The sequence below is a fragment of the Chryseobacterium soldanellicola genome (assembly GCF_900100115.1).
Lineage (GTDB): Bacteria > Bacteroidota > Bacteroidia > Flavobacteriales > Weeksellaceae > Chryseobacterium > Chryseobacterium soldanellicola.
The window spans coordinates 853,330-871,885 of the sequence record NZ_FNKL01000001.1 but is presented as its reverse complement, the minus strand read 5'-3'; the positions used below and the strand labels follow the sequence as shown (position 1 = coordinate 871,885).

At 34.5% G+C, this 18,556-nt stretch carries 15 protein-coding genes; 5 read left to right on the top strand and 10 right to left on the bottom strand.

Annotated features, from left to right (window positions below; genetic code table 11):
* Position 1: 1 nt before the first annotated feature.
* Both BLT04_RS03805 and BLT04_RS03800 read right to left on the bottom strand, forming a co-directional pair.
* A complete protein-coding gene (locus BLT04_RS03805) occupies positions 2 to 952 on the bottom strand; it encodes a bifunctional metallophosphatase/5'-nucleotidase (protein ID WP_089753810.1) in 951 nt (316 codons plus the stop codon).
* Positions 952 to 1,710, bottom strand: coding sequence for a 5'-nucleotidase C-terminal domain-containing protein (locus tag BLT04_RS03800; RefSeq protein WP_089753809.1), 759 nt, complete (start codon positions 1,708 to 1,710; stop codon positions 952 to 954). The genes BLT04_RS03805 and BLT04_RS03800 overlap by 1 nt, the downstream gene beginning before the upstream one ends.
* 190 nt (positions 1,711 to 1,900) lie before the next feature.
* Between BLT04_RS03800 and dapA the strand changes: the two genes are divergently transcribed.
* The 4 genes from dapA to BLT04_RS03780 all read left to right on the top strand — a co-directional run bounded on the left by dapA (position 1,901) and on the right by BLT04_RS03780 (position 4,767).
* Positions 1,901 to 2,773 carry a 4-hydroxy-tetrahydrodipicolinate synthase gene (dapA, locus tag BLT04_RS03795; protein ID WP_089753807.1) on the top strand — a complete coding sequence of 291 codons (873 nt, stop codon included), beginning with the start codon at positions 1,901 to 1,903 and terminating at the stop codon, positions 2,771 to 2,773.
* A gap of 170 nt (positions 2,774 to 2,943) precedes the next feature.
* Positions 2,944 to 3,447, top strand: coding sequence for a GNAT family N-acetyltransferase (locus BLT04_RS03790; RefSeq protein WP_089753805.1), 504 nt, complete (start codon positions 2,944 to 2,946; stop codon positions 3,445 to 3,447).
* A gap of 296 nt (positions 3,448 to 3,743) precedes the next feature.
* On the top strand, positions 3,744 to 4,325 hold the full coding sequence (locus tag BLT04_RS03785) for a helix-turn-helix domain-containing protein (protein WP_089753803.1): 582 nt from the start codon (positions 3,744 to 3,746) through the stop codon (positions 4,323 to 4,325).
* Positions 4,318 to 4,767, top strand: coding sequence for a response regulator (locus tag BLT04_RS03780; protein ID WP_089753800.1), 450 nt, complete (start codon positions 4,318 to 4,320; stop codon positions 4,765 to 4,767). Before BLT04_RS03785 ends, BLT04_RS03780 begins: the two co-directional genes overlap by 8 nt.
* A 547-nt stretch (positions 4,768 to 5,314) precedes the next feature.
* Here the strand turns inward: BLT04_RS03780 and recG are convergent.
* The 6 genes from recG to BLT04_RS03750 form a co-directional block, all read right to left on the bottom strand.
* A complete protein-coding gene (gene recG, locus BLT04_RS03775; RefSeq protein ID WP_089754236.1) occupies positions 5,315 to 7,399 on the bottom strand; it encodes an ATP-dependent DNA helicase RecG in 2,085 nt (694 codons plus the stop codon).
* A gap of 159 nt (positions 7,400 to 7,558) precedes the next feature.
* Complete coding sequence (locus tag BLT04_RS03770; RefSeq protein ID WP_089753799.1) at positions 7,559 to 8,092, bottom strand: thioredoxin family protein; 534 nt, start codon at positions 8,090 to 8,092, stop codon at positions 7,559 to 7,561.
* Between the two features lie 41 nt (positions 8,093 to 8,133).
* Positions 8,134 to 9,645, bottom strand: coding sequence for a peptide MFS transporter (locus tag BLT04_RS03765; RefSeq protein WP_089753797.1), 1,512 nt, complete (start codon positions 9,643 to 9,645; stop codon positions 8,134 to 8,136).
* Positions 9,646 to 9,662: 17 nt separating this feature from the next.
* Entirely contained in the window at positions 9,663 to 10,658 is a 996-nt protein-coding gene (locus tag BLT04_RS03760; RefSeq protein WP_089753796.1) for a PDDEXK nuclease domain-containing protein, read from the bottom strand.
* A gap of 60 nt (positions 10,659 to 10,718) precedes the next feature.
* Complete coding sequence (locus tag BLT04_RS03755) at positions 10,719 to 12,473, bottom strand: peptide MFS transporter (RefSeq protein ID WP_089753793.1); 1,755 nt, start codon at positions 12,471 to 12,473, stop codon at positions 10,719 to 10,721.
* 133 nt (positions 12,474 to 12,606) lie between these two features.
* Complete coding sequence (locus BLT04_RS03750) at positions 12,607 to 14,262, bottom strand: peptide MFS transporter (RefSeq protein WP_089753792.1); 1,656 nt, start codon at positions 14,260 to 14,262, stop codon at positions 12,607 to 12,609.
* 87 nt (positions 14,263 to 14,349) lie between these two features.
* Here BLT04_RS03750 and BLT04_RS03745 point away from each other — a divergent pair, with 87 nt between their 5' ends.
* On the top strand, positions 14,350 to 14,595 hold the full coding sequence (locus tag BLT04_RS03745) for a DUF2281 domain-containing protein (RefSeq protein ID WP_089753790.1): 246 nt from the start codon (positions 14,350 to 14,352) through the stop codon (positions 14,593 to 14,595).
* A gap of 337 nt (positions 14,596 to 14,932) precedes the next feature.
* Here the strand turns inward: BLT04_RS03745 and BLT04_RS03740 are convergent, their stop codons facing one another.
* Both BLT04_RS03740 and BLT04_RS03735 read right to left on the bottom strand, forming a co-directional pair.
* Complete coding sequence (locus tag BLT04_RS03740) at positions 14,933 to 17,062, bottom strand: S9 family peptidase (RefSeq protein WP_089753788.1); 2,130 nt, start codon at positions 17,060 to 17,062, stop codon at positions 14,933 to 14,935.
* A 106-nt stretch (positions 17,063 to 17,168) separates the two neighbouring features.
* Positions 17,169 to 18,551, bottom strand: coding sequence for a hypothetical protein (locus BLT04_RS03735; protein WP_089753786.1), 1,383 nt, complete (start codon positions 18,549 to 18,551; stop codon positions 17,169 to 17,171).
* Positions 18,552 to 18,556: the final 5 nt, after the last annotated feature.

Here is an 18,556-nt window from a genome sequence, read left to right as displayed (position 1 = left end):
ATTATGCTATTATAGAGCTGTCTATCGCCTGATTATTCCAGGAAATATGTTGTACGTTTTTATTTGAATCAAAAAAGAAATCTATTCTGCCTAAAAGCAAACCTGCCCAACCCACCTGATTGACCAAAACATTTTTGCCTTGTCTGTTTTTGAAAGTTTGTGGTTCCGGTAGGAAAGTATGGGTATGGCCGCCCAAAATCAGATCAATATTTTCTGTCTTTGCCGCTAAAATTTTATCGCTTACTTTATCCGGTTCGTCTTTATAATCGTAGCCGATATGTGAAAGGCAGATTACGAGATCACATTTTTGTTCGTTTTTAAGGAAATTTGAATAATGTTGTGCCACATCAATTGGATCTGAATACACTGTTTCTCCATATTGCTTTTTACCAACCAATCCATCTAACTGAATTCCGACACCGAAAATCCCGACTTTGATTCCGTTTTTGTTAAAAATCTTGTATTGAGAGGTCTTTCCGTCAAGAATTGTATTTTTAAAATCATAATTCGAACAGATAAAAGGAAACTGCGCATTCGGCAAAACCTTTAAAAATCCGTCTAAACTATTATCAAAATCATGATTTCCCATCGTTGAAGCATCATACTTCATCATGGACATTAATTTAAACTCCAGCTCACCTCCAAAGAAATTGAAATAAGGAGTTCCCTGAAAAATATCGCCCGAATCAAGAAGCAAAACATTAGATTCCTGATTTCTGATTTGCTGAATTAAGCTTGCTCTTCTCGCAAAGCCTCCCTGATTGGGATTTTTGGTATAGCTTTCGTCAAAAGGCTCTATTCTGCTGTGCTGGTCGTTGGTATGAAGAATAGTCAGTTTATTTGCGGATTTTAAGTCAAGAATATTTAATTCTTCCGCCATCATCATATTCGGAGCTAAAGCCATTGCTAAAGTTCCGCCACCTATTGCTTTTAAAAAACTTTTTCTATCCATTACTTTTTACCGATAAAATTTAAACGAACATCTGTATTGGCCACAACGTCAGGATTTTTCTTAAAATAATTAATGAAAAGATCTCTTAACTTAATTCCTGTCGGGATAGATTCTCCTTTTGCGAAGAATTTCATATTATCACCACCCAAAGCCAGATAATCAGACGTTGCGATGTAGTAATCCTGTGTCGGATTTACTTCTTTTCCGTTGATTAAAGTCTTGGTTAATTGTCCGTTATTAGTTTCAATATATAAATGAGAAACCGGATTGTTTACCTGAGTTTTTGCATAATAATCAAAAAGTCCCTGTAAATCTGATCCTTTCATTTTAACAATAATCACTTCATTTTCGAAAGGCATTACCTCAAACACACTTTTCAGCCAAATATCACCTTTCCCAATTGTTGTACGGATTCCTCCGATGTTAATCAGTGCGGCGTCGACATTTTTTTTAAGGTTTGCTTTCGTCCATTCATCAGCTCCTTCAAATGTATAATCTGCCAAAAGATTGCCTAAATTACTGTTGTCACCCTGTTTTGTAAGGTCTACATTGGTGTGAGAGATTTTCTGATTCATCTCTTTATCCAGTTTTTGCTTATAAGGCTCAATAATTTTTACAAACTCCTCATCATTTTTTAGCTCATTATTAATAGAAATATTTTTCTGAGTCTTCACATCTGCCACCTGCAACGGAGAAGCCGTCTTACAAGCGGAAAGTGTTGCCAGAGCAATTCCCAGTAACAAGAATTTATTTTTCATATGCAGCAAATTATTTTTAAGATCATTTGTAATCGTCAAACTTACATGCTTTTTGTGCACAATTTGAGTTATAGCGATTTCATACTATCTTTTACTATATGCAAATATAATTATATGTATAATAAAACATTATTATTTATTACAAATTCTTACCGTAAATTATTAAATTTGACAAAAATAATTCTAACAGATGAGCATTTTAAAAGGAGTAGGTGTAGCTTTGGTAACACCCTTTAATGAAGATTTATCCGTTGATTTCGACAGTTTAACAAAACTTGTGGACTATAATATCGAAAACGGAACCAGTTATTTAGTTGTTTTGGGAACTACGGCAGAGGCTGCAACGCTTTCTGACGAGGAGAAGAAACAGGTGGTAGATCATATCATTAAGGTGAATAATAAACGCTTGCCTTTGGTGTTGGGAATTGGTGGAAATAATACGCTTGAAGTTAAAAAACAGATTGAAGAAGCTGACCTTTCAGCTTTTGAAGCGGTACTTTCTGTGTCTCCATATTACAATAAACCTAATCAGGAAGGGCTTTATCAGCATTATAAAGCATTGGCTTCCACAGGAAAAAATATTATTATTTATAACGTCCCTTCAAGAACCGGACAAAATGTTGACGCGGAAACCACTTTACGTTTGGCAAATGAATTCCCGAATTTATTCTTAATTAAAGAAGCTTCGCCAAATATTTTACAGTATTTCGACATTTTAAGAAAAAAACCTGAAGGATTTTCCTTAGTTTCCGGAGATGATGAATTTACACTTCCCGTAACTTTAGCTGGCGGAGACGGAGTAATTTCCGTGATCGGGCAGGGCTATCCGAAAGAGTTTTCTAACATGGTACAGCTGGCTTTTGATAGAAAAGTTGATGAAGCGTATGAAATACATAATAAATTAGTTGAGATCACAAGACTTATTTTCGCAGAAGGAAATCCTTGCGGAATTAAAGTTATTTTGGCCGAGAAAGGAATCATTAAAAACTATTTAAGACTTCCTCTTGTTCCTGCATCAGAAGGATTATATGCGAAAATTAAAGCTGAAATGGCGAAGATTTAAAGGGTGAAACGTCAAAATGTGAAAAGTGAATAAGTCAATTGTAAATTTGAGAATTTATTGGTTGAAATTACAATTCACTTGCAAAGCAAAATTGACATTTGACAAAATATATAAAAGGTGGAAGGCGCAATGCTTTTCACCTTTTTAATTAAAATAAATTATATTATACAATGAAATTAATAAAAGCAACAGAAAACGATATTTCCTTAATTCAGGATTTAGCAAAAAGATCATGGGAAAATGCGTATGCAGAGATACTTTCTGCCGAACAAATGGATTTTATGCTGAGCGCAATGTATTCACACGAAGAAATTGCAGGTCATTTACAAAAACCTGATTATCATTATTATTTGATTTTGGATGAAAATAATGATTCTTTTGAAGGATTTATCGGGTACGAGCATCACTATGAAGAAAAAACCACAAAACTTCACCGCATTTACCTGGTTCCGGAAAGCAAAGGGAAAGGTTTTGGAAAAAATGCGTTGCAGTTTTTGAATCAAAAGGCTTCCGAAAACGGAGATAATCGCATTATTTTGAATGTCAACAAATATAATTCTGCGAAAAAATTCTATGAATCTCAAGGTTATAAAGTATATGATGAAGGCGTTTTTGATATTGGCAATGGTTTTTTCATGGATGACTATTTAATGGAGTTTTTAATTCACATTTAATTGACTTAAAATTCTGTAACATTTGATGGTAATTCTATAACAGGTGATGTGTTTTTTTAATCCATCTTTGCACCAGAACCAAATCACTCTAAAACAATACATTCATATGCTTGGTTTTAAAGCTTGTAAAGCTTTTTATCAGTATATTTTTTTTCATCCTTAGTGTTTAGATTCCTGTATTAAATAATGCAGGAGTTTTTTGCGTTTTATAAAAAAAAATAAAAAAGTTATTCTATTTCACTTTTAAATGAAATAAATTACTATATTTACGTAAAATTAGGCACACTTATTACAGGATGAAAATGTATGTTAAATTCGATTTTAATGCCCTTTGTAAAAAGGTATTAGATGAAAGGCTAAAAGAGCAAGGGCTGAAATATCGTCTGTTAAACTTTGGAGAAGTAGAATTTTATGAATCTTTTACAAAAGAACAGCATAAAATTTTTAAAAAAAATCTTGAAGATTACGGTATTGAGATCATTGAAAGTCAAAAAACAGCTTTAGTTCAAAAAATAAAAGATGCTATTGTTGAGCTTGTTTTTTCCGACCAAGCTGTTTCTGTAAAAGCGTCAATTTTTATTGCAGAAAAACTGAACCATAGCTATGGGTATCTGTCTAACTTATTTTCTGAAGTAGCTTTTACTTCGATAGAAAATTTTATTATTCTGCAAAAGATTGAATATGCTAAAGTGTTGATAATTAATAATAAAGAAAGCCTTACGGAAATTGCTAACAGGCTAAATTATTCCAGTGTGGCGCATTTAAGTACGCAGTTTAAAAATACAACAGGTATTACGCCTTCTCAGTTTCAGAAAATTATCGGAAAGAGAAGAAAAGCGAAAAGTTTGGCAATCAATTCTGAGATGCTTTATGAATAAAGAATATCTGAATGTAATCCTGGCAGATGATGATGAAGGGAATATTGTTTTTTTAAAAAATATACTTAAAGAACTGAAAATAAGAACAAAAGTTCAGGCTTTCCAGAACGGAGCCGATCTGATGAAATATCTGAACAGCGAAGACGCTCTTATCCCCGAAATAATATTCATGGATTTTCATATTCCAACGAAAAATGCTCTGGGATATCTTCATGAAATAAAATCGAATGCAAAGCTTGAAAATATGGTTACGGTCATTTATTCAAACACCGTTTCGGAAGCAGAAATTGAAAATGTTTTTGTAAATGGGGGGAATATTTTTATGAAAAAACCGAATGAATACAGCGCGTTAAAAAAAGTGGTTTCGGAAATTATCACCATCAACTGGCAATATCATACGTCCGGCTTCAACAAAGATAATTTTATCATGAAAATAGGATGAATAAAAGAAAAATTTACTTTTAACGGAATATTAAATTTTTATATTTAGCGCATAATATTCACACAAAGGTGAAAATTTTATAACAATTAAATATAATAATATAAGACTTGAACCAGAGCATATTCGCAATTTTGTAAATATAACCGAGTAACACAAAGTCACCATATAAAAACAAGGATGAATGAAATTAATTGTTTCAGGATATAAACTAAATTATATAAATCACAATGTTAATAAAACAAAATGAATTATATGTATTTCCAATGTTAAGCGTAGAAGATCTTTAAACAAAACGGTACAATCATGAAAACTTAAAAGGTAAGGGAAATTCGTTTCATTTTCTATTCCCTTAGCTTACACAGTTAGTTTTTATAATAAGCAAGTTGGAAACATAATTCATTTTGTTTTTTATACGAAAATAAATTACTTCAGATAATAATTAAAATATTTTTATACACCACATCACGAAATATTATATGAAAAAGTAATTTCTTCTAAATAACAGTTTTATAAGGGGGCCGCGGGAAGATAGCTTTTCGCGGTTTTTTTATGAAATTTTACTCCACTTATTTTTGCCTTTGTAGTGCCTCACGTAATAATTTTTAATAATCTGATTGTCGGGCCTTGCCAATAAAGGATCGGCTTCGAGAATTTTTTCTACAGTAAGCTTTGTCAGTTTAATAATCGCTGAATCATTCACCAGATCAAGCTTTTTAAAGTCTACGACACCACTTTGTTGGGTTCCTAAAATGTCTCCCGGACCTCGAAGCTGCATATCAACTTCAGAAATCTTAAATCCGTCATTCGTTTCGGTCATTGTTTTGATGCGGGTTCTGCTTTCTGCAGATAATTTGTCGGAAGTCATTAAGATACAGTAACTTTGCTCTGCTCCACGACCGACACGACCACGCAATTGGTGAAGCTGTGACAAGCCAAATCTTTCCGCACTTTCTATGACCATTACAGAAGCATTGGGAACGTTTACACCCACTTCAATTACGGTTGTGGCAACCATAATTTCCGCTTTCCCGGAAGCAAAATAATTCATGGCGGCGTCTTTTTCATCGGGTTTCATTCTCCCGTGAAGCATCGTTACGTTGTAAGAAGAAAAGAAATTCATGACATGATCCAATCCTTCCATTAAATTTTTATAATCCAGCGTTTCAGACTCCTCAATCAAAGGATAAACAAAATAAATCTGCCGGCCTTTTTCGATTTCTTCTCTACAGAAATTGTACACATACAACCTGTCTTTTTCCCGCCTGTGAGCTGTAATGATGGGCTTTCTCCCGACAGGCATTTCATCAATCACAGAAACATCAAGATCAGAATAAAAACTCATTGCCAACGTCCTGGGAATAGGAGTCGCGGTCATTACCAGAATATGTGGCGGAATTTTATTTTTAGCCCAAAGCTTAGCCCTCTGAGCAACGCCAAATCTGTGCTGTTCGTCAATAATCGCTAAACCGAGGTTCTTAAATTTCACTTTGTCTTCTAAAACGGCGTGAGTGCCAACCAAAATTGATAATTCGCCATTTTCCAGTTCTTCATGAATAATTTTCCGTTCGGATTTTTTTGTGGAACCGGTTAATAACCGAACATTAATGTCTGTTTCTTTTAATAAATCTTTAATCCCGCTGTAGTGTTGTTGTGCTAAAATTTCAGTAGGCGCCATCATACAGCTCTGGAAACCGTTATCCATCGCGATAAGCATGGTTAACAGGGCAACCATCGTTTTTCCTGAGCCTACATCGCCTTGCAGAAGCCTGTTCATCTGAATAGGTTTTTTCATATCAAGGCGGATTTCTTTCAACACTCTTTTTTGAGCTCCGGTAAGATCAAACGGTAGATGGTTTTCGTAGAAATTATTAAAATGATCTCCCACAATAGGAAAAGGATTTCCGTGAGATTGAGTTTTATGATGAAGTTTCTTCAGAGCATATCCCAGCTGGAAAAAGAATGATTCTTCAAATTTCAATCTGTAATTAGCTTTGTCAACATGTTCCAGGTCTTTTGGAAAATGAATATTCAAAAAAGTATGTTGCCTTGATAAAAACTTGAAATGTTTTATCATATATTCAGACATATTTTCTTCAATAAGATTCGGGATTTCCCTGCAAATATTCCTTAGAACGGTTTGAAAAAATTTTTGATTTAAACCTCTTTTGGTTAATTTTTCCGAGCTGGAATAAATAGGTTTTAAACGGTTGTCGGTTTCTTTTTTTTCATCAATTTCAATTTCGGGATGAGGCATTGAAAATTGATTATTAAAAACATTGATTTTTCCAAAAATAAAAATTTCCTTATTAATCGGGAGCTGATCTTTCAGCCATTTTGAATATTGAAACCAAACCAAATCCATTGTGCCTGTATCATCATTGAATTTCGCTGCAAGTCTTTTTGTTTTTCCTGTCTGGATTTCCTGTAGGCTGGTTATTTTTCCTTTAAGCTGAATTTCAATACCGCTTTCCTGAAGCTGAGAAATTTTATACACTTTACTTTTGTCCAGATAGCGGATGGGGTAGAAGTTCAGAAGATCATCCACTGTAGAAATTCCCAACACATTTTTGATGAGTTTGGCTCTTTCAGGACCGATTCCTTTTACATATTCTATCGATGTTTCAAGATTCATTTTCGGTTTAGGGATACAGGTTTCGAGTTTTGTTACGTATTTTAGATTAAATAAAAGTCCGAATTTCGGGAAAATAAAAAAGACTTCCAAAAAAATTGAAAGTCTCCTATTATTTTTATAGTAGACCCGAAAACTACGAGTCACATTTTCAAAATCTGGTTAATCTTTTATTTGAGATTTGAATTTCTTCTGATAATCTTCCCATTGTTGTCTTGTACGTATCTTTTTGAACAGCTCTTTAGAAATTAATTCTAAATAAGGTTCCAGCTCTTTGGCAGATAATTCGCCTTGTAAAATGGTAATCGGGTCTCCTTTATCATCTAAAAATACAGTGCTCGGAACGGCTGCAACATTCATATATTGTGTAAATTCGTGTAAAGAATTTTTGCCCTGCTTCTTTTCTGTGTCAGGATTTGAGAACGTTCTTCCAAAAATTTCGATACTCTTTTTTTCCTCTGCATTAAATTTTACAGCATAATAATTTTCGTTTAAGATATCAGCAATAACCGGATTACCGTAGGTTTTTTTATCCATTATTTTACAGGGTCCGCACCAGTCTGCATAGAAATCGATCAGTATTTTTTTAGGATTCTGTTTTTGTGCCTGTAAAGCCTCTTCAATTGTCATCCATTTTACCTGTGCGAAGGAAAAACTTACACAGAATAAAAATAGTATGCCTATAATTTTCTTCATAATTTGATATTTAAGTAAAAATAAGCATAATTTATCTATTCTTATTTTACATCCTGCATTAATTTTTTAACATAGGGAGATATCAAAATTAATACCACACCGGCAATTACAGCGTATAAACCCAATTGTTTGTATCCATCGGTGTAAGTGATAAAAGCATCATAATTTGTAGCCCCTTTCTTGGTTGTTGCCAGGCTGGCTCCGATGATTCCCGCCACGTATTGTCCGTAAGCTGACGCTAAAAACCACATTCCCATCATCATTCCCTGAAGGTTTTTGGTGGAAAGCTTGGTCATAATGGATAATCCGATCGGCGACAGGCAAAGTTCTCCCAAAGTGATGATCAATAGGGCAAGAGTGAAAAAATTAAGTGAGGTAATGCCCGCAAGGTTTACAAAAATTCTTGTGGCAAATAAGACATAATATCCCAATCCCAGGAAAATAAATCCTAAACCAAATTTTATTATTGTGTTCGGTTCTATTTTTCTTTTATTTAACCAAATCCAAAGCAATCCGATTAAAGGCGCTAAAAAAATAATGAAAAAAGCCCCTCCGGAATTATTAACGCCGTTTGGATCTAATCCTAAAAGATCTTTATTCAAGTTTTTAGCCGCGAAAATGCTTAACGAACCTCCACTTTGCTCATAAATACCCCAGAAAATAATAGAAAATATGATGAAAACTAAAGCTGCCCAAAGTTTTTTACGCTCTGCAGATGTTACTTTTGTCATTTCATAAAAAAGATAAAGAAGCGTAAGCGGACCGATTGTGTACATAAAATAATCTGTATAAGCGGTTTTTGCTACCATTACCATAATGATCGGAACGAAAATTAATGATAAAACATACACTCCGTATTCCTGCCATTTTGGAATTGGGGCAGATTTTACTTCTGCCATTGGATGTCCTGGCTGAAGTCCGATGTTTCCTAAACTTCTTTGTGTAAAAACAAAATTAATCAGACTGATAACCATTACAATTGCAGCTAACCCAAAGGCTACATTCCATCTCATGCCTTCCGGGATTACATTGGTAAGAAGTTCTCCTTTTCCAATTGCAATACATAAATAACCGCCTAGAAGTGCCCCAAGATTAATTCCCGCATAGAAAAGTGAGAAACCTGCATCAGCTCTTGAATCGTTTGGTTTGTAAAGCTGACCAACCATTGAAGAAATATTAGGTTTAAAAAAACCCGTTCCTACAACCGTAAATGCAATTCCGAGAAAGAAAAACTTATGAGGATCGGTTGCCAGAATCAAGCTTCCAACAATCATTAAAAGTCCGCCCCAAAATAGAGATTTTCTGAAACCTAAGATTTTATCGGCAAAAAGGCCACCAATAAAGGTAAAGGCATACACAAAAGCCTGTGTGGCACCATATTGAAGGTTGGCTTCCTTTTCATGGAAATTAAGTTGGGAGATCATAAAGAAAACCAACATTCCTCTCATTCCGTAGAAACAGAAACGTTCCCACATTTCAGAGAAGAAAAGGCTCCAGATCTGCCTAGGATATTTTCCTTTGAAATTTTGTATTTCTTCTAGCGTTGCGCTCATAATTATATATGATAATTTTAATTATTTTTATTGTCATCCTGATCCAATTCGAATCGGATTCTGTCCTGGTCGATGATTTGTTTTAATTCTTCCTCTTTTGGAAGGTACAACAAATATTTACTTGCAAAGAGATTGTTTTTATCGTTAAGAACAGAATACTTTACGATAGTCTCATCTTTTTCGGAGCAAAGCAAAATTCCTATTGTCGGATTGTCACCTTCGCCACGTTTTAAATCATCGTACATTCTCACGTACATATCAATTTGTCCGATATCCTGATGGGAAAGCTCTCCTGTTTTTAAATCAATAATGACAAAACATTTTAAAATATAATTGTAAAAAACAAGGTCAATATAAAAATCAGAAGTGTCTGTAGAAATATGCTGTTGTCTTGCTACAAATGCAAAACCCTTCCCGAATTCCAGTAAAAACTTTTGAATATGATCGATAATTGCTGTTTCAATGTCTTTTTCAGAAATTTTTTCATCGGCTTTTAATCCCAGAAATTCAAAAATATAAGGATCTTTTAAAACGCTGTGAATCGTTTCGTTGGATGATTTTTTATGATCTAAAACTCTTTCGTAGGCAAGGGAATTGATTTGTCTTTTTAGATCTCTGTAGTTCCAATTGTTTTGGATAGCTTCATGAATGTAATAATTCATTTTATCTGAATTATCCAGTCTTATTAATAACCTGTAATGAGTCCAGCTCAATTCGTGACGCAATGCGTCACATATTGGAAATGCGTGATAAAAAGAACGCATATTCCTTAAATTACTTTCATCAAAACCTTTTCCGAACTCTAAAGTTAACTTTTTAGAAAGGTTTTTTAAAGTATATTTTCCGTATCCAGCTCGTTCTTTTCCTTTTTGTTCATCTTCTACAATCAATTGTCCGATTTGCCAATACGTGAGCAATAGAGTAGAATTCGCTATTCGAAAAATCTTTTCGCGCGACTGGGTAATAATCTCTTTTACGGACTGAAATAAAGAATCTTCGGAAATTTCCATCATACGAAAATAAAAAAAACCTCTGACTTAACAGAGGTTTTAATTGTATTTTATTGATGCAGATTAGTTGACACCGTGCATCATTTTCTTTAAGATTGGTGAAATTAATGCCAAAATAACAGCAGCAATCCCACAAAGTACCACGAATACCATGAAGAATTCGAATAAGTTGTGAATTTCAAATCCTGCAAAAGTTGGATTTGCCAAAGGCAATTGAGCCTTTTCAAAAGCTGCAGCCTGATCAGCAGTTAACGTTACTTTTTTATCTAAAACTTCCTGAAGATTTACTCCGATTTCTTCTGCTTTCTTGAATTTATCACCCGTAGCAGGGATCAATGCTCCTAATGAACCCGCTAAAGCATAACCGGCAGCATTAGAAATAAAGAATACACCGTATAATAATGATGCAAATCTTTTAGGAGCCAATTTTCCAACCAATGATAAACCGATTGGAGATAAACAAAGCTCACCACAAGTTTGAATGAAATATAGAAGCATCAGCCATTTGATGGCCAATAATCCTGAATTTCCAAGATCTTTTACATTGTGTGCAATGATAAAATAGCTTAAAGCAATTAAAGCCAGACCCATAGCCTGTTTCATTGGAGAAACCGGTTCTTTTCCTTTTGCTCTTAATTTATCCCAACATAAACTGAAAGGAACAGCCAGTAATACAACGAAGATTCCGTTGAAAATCTGAACCATTGAAGGCGGCATATTCCATCCGAAAATGCTTCTGTCAGTTTGGTTATCTGCAATAAATGTTAATGAAGATCCTGCCTGCTCGAAAGCTGCCCAGAAGAAAATGATAAAGAATGATACGATATAAATTACCCAAATTCTGTGTCTTTCAATCTTGTTTTCAGCAGAACTCATAATTAAGAATGCCAAAGAAATACCTGCTGCATAGATGAAAGGATAGATAACTCCTTTGATCAATTGCCCCATTTCTACAGCTTTGAATCCGAATTCACCAACAAGTAAATACCTGAAAACGAAGAATAATACAACGAAAATACCTCCAGTAATTCCTAATGAAGCTCCTGAGAATTTCGCTGTCTGAGTTTCACCTTCTTCAAAGTCTGCGCTTGTATTGTTTTTCGGAAGCCCACCAATTGGTCTGCCTTCCGGTGTTACTACATATTTATTTTTAAGGATAAAGAATGTTATCGTTCCTACGATCATAGCAATTGAAGCTGCCAAAAATCCCCATTTAAAAGCAAAAATATCTCTTACTCCTGTTGTCGCATCTTTTACGTCACCTAAATATGGGCAGATAAACTGTCCTAAAAACGCTCCGATGTTGATTCCCATATAGAAAATGGTGAAAGCGGAATCTAATTTTGATTTTTCCTGTTTTGGATAAAGACTTCCTACCATGGAAGAAATATTAGGCTTGAAGAATCCGTTACCAAAAATAATAACGAATAATGCCGACCACATGATCATTTTTGCACTTCCTAAATCTGCGGAAAATGATGATGCACTGATGAAAAGTAAAAACTGACCGATTGCCATTAACGATCCACCAATTAAAATTGCATTTCTGTTTCCGATATATTTATCTGCAATGAAACCTCCCAAAAGCGGAGTCAGATAACATAAAGCTAAAAATCCACCGTAGATGATCGCTGCATCAGCTTCTTTTATTAATAAGGAATTTACCATGAAAAGCGTCAAAAGTGCTCTCATTCCGTAAAAATTGAAACGCTCCCACATTTCTGTTCCGAAAAGAACCCATAATCCTTTTGGGTGTCTGGAACCCTTATTCTCTACAAATTCATCCGCTTTCGGACTTAATGCTTCAATATTATCCATTTCTATTGTTAATTTTTGTTAAGACTGACAAATATAGTTTTTTTTGTGTTTTCGGCAAGGTTTTAATTTTATATTTAAATAAAAAAGCTGCAGAACGATTCTGCAGCCTGATATTCTTTATGAAATTTGAAAATTAATGCCCTTTTTCTTTCATGATTTTATTTAATCTTTTTAACATAGAAAGTCCTAAAAGTGTAGCAAATATCAATAATGCGAAATTTACAAGAAAATAATTCATCTTATTATCGTAGCTGTACCAGGTACTTGCTAAAATCCCGGAAAGCTTATTGCCAACAGAGTTTGCCAGGAAGAAACCTCCCATCATTAAAGCCGTAATTCTTGGAGGAGAAAGTTTAGAGACAAAAGAAAGTCCCATCGGGGAAAGGCAGAGCTCGCCAACCGTAATAACCCCGTAACCCGCAACCAGCCACCAGGGTGAAACTTTTACGGCACCGTTATCACCAGCCCAGACTGCTAAAACCATCACCAAACATGATAATCCTGAAATGAAAAGTCCCAAAACGATTTTTGTAGGGGTTAAAGGTTCTTTGCCTTTTCTTCTTAAAAAAGCCCAGAATCCTACAATAAGCGGCGTTAAGGCAATTACCCAAAACGGATTGATAGATTGAAATAATTCTGTATTGTATAAATAAACTTTTTTCTCAGGATTTTTTTCTAAATCTGCCCTTTGCTCGGGAGAAATATTTCTGAAATAAATATCTTTTCCGGTTTCTTTAATTGTTTTTCCGCCCTTGTCTTTTTGGGATTGATATTGATCGTCGTAAACAGAAACTTCTTTGTCTTCGTACCCTTTTCCATCGACCATATAAATTCCTTCCAAAGGCTTTTCTAAAGCTGCGGGAACACTTCTGTCGGTGTAATAATTGGCCCATCTTGTCAAAGCGGTTCCGTTTTGCTTAAAAACTGCCCAAAAGAACATACTGATCATAAAAACCGATAACAAAGCTCCGATTGATGATTTTTCTTTCGGTTTTGCTTTAAAATAAAGTGAGCCATAGAAGAAAATAACGGGAATACAAGCAAAAATAAAGGCATCTGTACTGTCGCTTCCAAAAATATTTCCGGGAATAAACCAACCGATAATTCCTGCAGCGATTGCCGGAACGAAAACCTTCATTAAAATTTCAGAAAGCTTTGTATCACCCTTCTCTACAGGTTTCATTTGAGCCGCGTGGATATAATGTTTTCTGCCGATTGTGAAAATCACCATTCCGATTAACATTCCGACTCCGGCGGTAATGAAGGCTTCACCCCAACCGAATTTATTTCGCATAAAAGCCGCAATAATGTTACAAATAAACGCTCCAATATTGATTCCCATGTAAAAAATATTATACCCGGAATCTTTATTGGCTTTATAAGGCTCTTCGGAATATAAATTTCCTAATAAGGTAGAAATTGTAGGCTTAAAAAAACCGTTTCCGATGATAATTAATGCTAAAGATCCGTAAAATAAAGGCAATTCTTTGAAAACACCCATCCCGATATATCCGGCAGCCATTAAAATTCCGCCTAAATAAATGGATTTAATATAACCTAAAACTCTGTCTGCCAAAAATCCTCCGATGAAAGGAGTTAAATAAGTTAAAGCGATATAAGTTCCAAAAATATCATCTGCAGTTTTGTCCGGAAGCCCAAGTCCGCCTTTCAAACCTGTAGGTTCAATAACGTACAGAACAAAAATTCCGAGGATCAAATAATACCCGAAACGCTCCCACATTTCAGTAAAAAAGAGGAAAGGCAGGCCTTTAGGATGTTTGGTTTTCATGTTTTCAAATTTCAAATTTCACAAATATAAAATTTTAAAAACAATAATCGAATTTTATTAACTTTGACTCAAATAAAGATGAGGAAAATGGAAATTACATTAAAAGATTTAGAAAACAATATCAAAACACTTCCCGAAAATTTTTATGAAGAAGTGAATGATTTTATTGATTTTTTGAAGCATAAACATTTTAAAGGAAGACAATATAATGTTCCGGAATGGCAAAAGGAGGAGGTGAGAAAAAGGATGGAATATTCACGAGATAATCCTCAAAGCTTTGTTTCGGAGTCTGATATGGATGATTTTATAAACACTTTAGGAAGTGAAAGCTGAAATTATTTATACTCATTTTGTTAAAAATGATTTAACGGAAATAAGCGAATGGTATTCTAAAATTGATAAAAATTATGGAATTCTTTTACTAAAGAATTTCGTTCGAAAATTAATTTTATAAGGGAGAATCCTTCATCTTTTGAACAAAAATATGATCATAACAGAGTGGCTTTTCTCAAGAAATTTCCCTACGGGATTCATTATCCTTACAATAAAGATAAAAATTTAATTGAAATATATTCTGTTTTTCATACTTCCAGAGATCCTGATAGCTGGAAAGCCGGAAAATAAAAATCCGAATCTTATACATAAGATTCGGATTTTTTATGGTTAAATTTTATAAATTCTCTAAAATAAAATCCGTCATTTTCTGATACAACTGCGGTCTTGTCTGTCCACCAAAAATTCCGTGGTTTTTGTCTGGATATGCCATGAAATCAAATTGTTTTTTGTTTTGAATCAAAGCTTCTGAGAATTCCATAGAATTTTGGAAATGTACGTTGTCATCAGCCGTTCCGTGAATTAACAGGAATTTTCCTTTCAATAAATTAGCATATTCAGTAGGAGAGTTTTTATCGTAACCATCAGCATTTTCCTGAGGTGTTCTCATGAATCTTTCTGTATAAACTGAATCATAATATCTCCAGTTCGTAACCGGCGCCACTGCGATTCCTGCCTTGAAAACATCAGCTCCTTTCGTCATTGCCAAACTCGTCATATAGCCTCCGAAACTCCAACCGAACATTCCTATTCTGGTCTTGTCGATATATGATTGATTTCCGAACCATTTTGCAGCGGTGATCTGATCTTCAATCTCGTATTTGCCTAAATTCATGTACGTTACCTTTTTGAATTTAGTGCCTTTATAACCCGTTCCACGTCCGTCAACACAAGCTACGATGTAACCTTTCTGAACTAAATGGTTAAACCATAGCGTATTACCGTTATCCCAAGAATTCGCAACCTGTTGAGAGCCCGGCCCTGAATATTGGTACATGAACAACGGATATTTTTTATTTTTATCAAAATTCTTAGGTTTCATAATCCAAGCGTTCATCTGATCTCCGGCATCATTTGGAATCGTAATGAATTCTTTATCAACAAAATTATCGGCTTTTAATTTTTGAAGCTGATCATTATTATTCTGAAGTTCTTTTACCGTTTTACCATTTCCGTCTTTTAGTACAAATGTGTAAGGTTTTGCTGCTGTAGAAGATGTTTCGATGAAATAATTATAGTTTTTGCTGAAATTTGCTGAATTATTTCCTTCTCCGTTTGAAATCAGCTGAGATTTTCCGTTTTCAATATTAATTTTAGAAACTACTTTATTAATGCTTCCTTTTTCTGTTGTCTGAACGTAGATCTCTTTTGATTTTGGGTTAAATCCGTAATAGTCAGTTACTTCCCAATTTCCTTTTGTGATTTGCTTTTTCAGTTTTCCATCTTTGTCATACCAGTACAAATGACGGTTTCCGTCTCTCTCGGAACCCCAAAGGAAAGAATCATCCTCTAAAAACTCAAGAGTCGGACTGTCAGTATCGATCCATTTTTCATCGGTTTCTGTGAATAATTTCTGAACGGCTCCCGTTTTTGTGTTTACTTTTAGAATATCAGAAGCATTTTGAACTCTTTCGGAAGTTATCAGAACAATTTCATCCGGTTTTGCGGTCTGAACAACATTTGGAATATAATAATGTTTGAAATTATCTAAATTAACCCTCGTTTTTTTGCCATCACTTAATTGATAAATGTGGGCGGAGGCGACAGAATTTTTTTCTCCGGCTTTCGGATATTTATAACGCATTTCCTGCGGATACAAAGACTTTCCATAGATCGGAATGTAGATTTCCGGAACTTCAGTTTCGTCTAATTTTACGAAAAGAATGGCATCAGAATTTTTTGTCCATTCATACAATCTCGCGTGCCCGAATTCTTCTTCATAGACCCAGTCTGCGAGTCCGTTTAAAATTTTATTTTTAACACCGTGCTCGGTTATTTGAACGATTTTCCCTGAATTTAAATCTTGATAGAATAAATTATTATCAACAATGAAAGAAATTTTCGTCGCATCAGGAGAAAATCTTGGTTCCTGAACGGGTTTTCCTTCATTTAAACTCATTACTTTCCCGGATTTTAAATCTTTAACATCAAATGTTCCCAGAAAAGAATGTCGGTAAATCGGCTGACTTTCCTTTAGCAAAAGGATTTTAGATTCATCATCAGAAAATTCATAGCTTTCGAACTGCCCGTCAACAATATTTCCTTCTTTCTGAGAAGTTTTGTAAGAATATTTTGCAATTCCGGTAGGTTCAATGACTAAATAATTTTCGCCATTTTTCATGGAAGTGATTCCGGCAATGCCTTTCCCACGGTAATATCCTGAATATATTTTATCTAAAGTGATTTCTTGTGCTGATAAACTTTGAAAAGCCGCAGCAACGGTAAGCGTTAGTAAGAATTTTTTCATTGTAAAAATCGAAATGTCGTAAGACTTCAAATATAGTGATTTTATAAAAAAAAGCCGACAGAAAATTTTTCTGCCGGCTTTAGTCTTTACTTATAGTGTTTTGGGACTATTTTTCCCAATTATAAACGCTTTTCACGTTTAATTGATTGTCACTGAATCTTCTTAAATAGATCACTCTGTCAGACTCAGGAATGTATTTTATGGAAGTCAGAATAGGGCTTCCACCTTTATTAGCACTGTCGTAGCTCTCTAAATTTATGGCTTTACCTTTTTCTATTCCTGTACTTCCAAGTTTAAATGGTGCAAGATTGCCTTCAGAAATAAACAGATAATTTGTATTGTTTTTTGTGAAATTTCCTACATTTCCGGTACCGTTTGTCGGAGTGGAGGTTGCGGCGCCTTCAGAATTGATGGCAAACCAACGACCTGTTCCGTAAGAAATAATAGGATCCGGAAAACGGTTGGATGGAGTAGACTGCGGCATCGTTTTATTAACGTCATATCCATACAAATACGTTTTTCCGTTTACCGTTTGTGTCAATGTGATATCTACACCCGACATTGTCGTGTTTGATCTGAATTCCGGGAATTCGCTCATCGTAATATTTCCGTTTTGAAGATTGATGAATGCCATATCTCCAAAATTACTTTGATTGATTCTTACGCCTGTAAAATAACCGAAAGATGCCAGATAATCCTGGTCATTGATAGAAACCGGGCTCAATGTTTTTAGGATTAATTTTTCTTTTAAAGGAATATCCTGATCACCCTGAGCCGAAACATATACCAATTTTGAAGATTCTTTCCAACCTGTTGATTTTCTTAGGATTAAAACTCTTCCGGAATTGGTAACTGCCGCATCAGTTTCAAAATAATCAGTGTCCAGTGTGATTTCCTTGTCCCATTTTTTAGAAAGAGTAGAAAGGTCGATCACGATATTATCAATCGTATTGGCTGTTTTTTTAGAAACAGATCTGTCATTAATGATTGCGACATATTTTCCGCTTTCTGAGAATCTAAGGAAAGTGGTTCCCTGTTTCATTCCGCCTTCTGTGAAAAGTTTCGCAACGCTTGTTGTAGTAAAATTTCCATCTTTTTTATTGAAAACGTGCTGGAAAATTTCTTTTCTGTTGATTTTGGTTTCAATTTCTTCCGTGTAAATGACAAACTGATCTTTACTGATTTCGATTGAACCTAAATAATTATGCAAAACTCCATTTGTTTTATTCGCATAATCTTTAATATAAGTATCGATCATATGTCCGTTCTGATCAAGCTTTCTCATTAAGATCTTTTTGTGGGGATATGAGCTGTAACCGTCTTCGTTAATATCACTGAAAACGTATTGGTTATAATCGTCACAAAGCACAAGCTTGATATCTTTTTCGTATTTTGAGTTGAATTCAAATGCATCACCGTAAACGAATTTCTTTTGCCCGAAAGCCAAAGCACTGATTATGGTAAGCGAAAGGATGAATGTTTTTTTCATGGTTT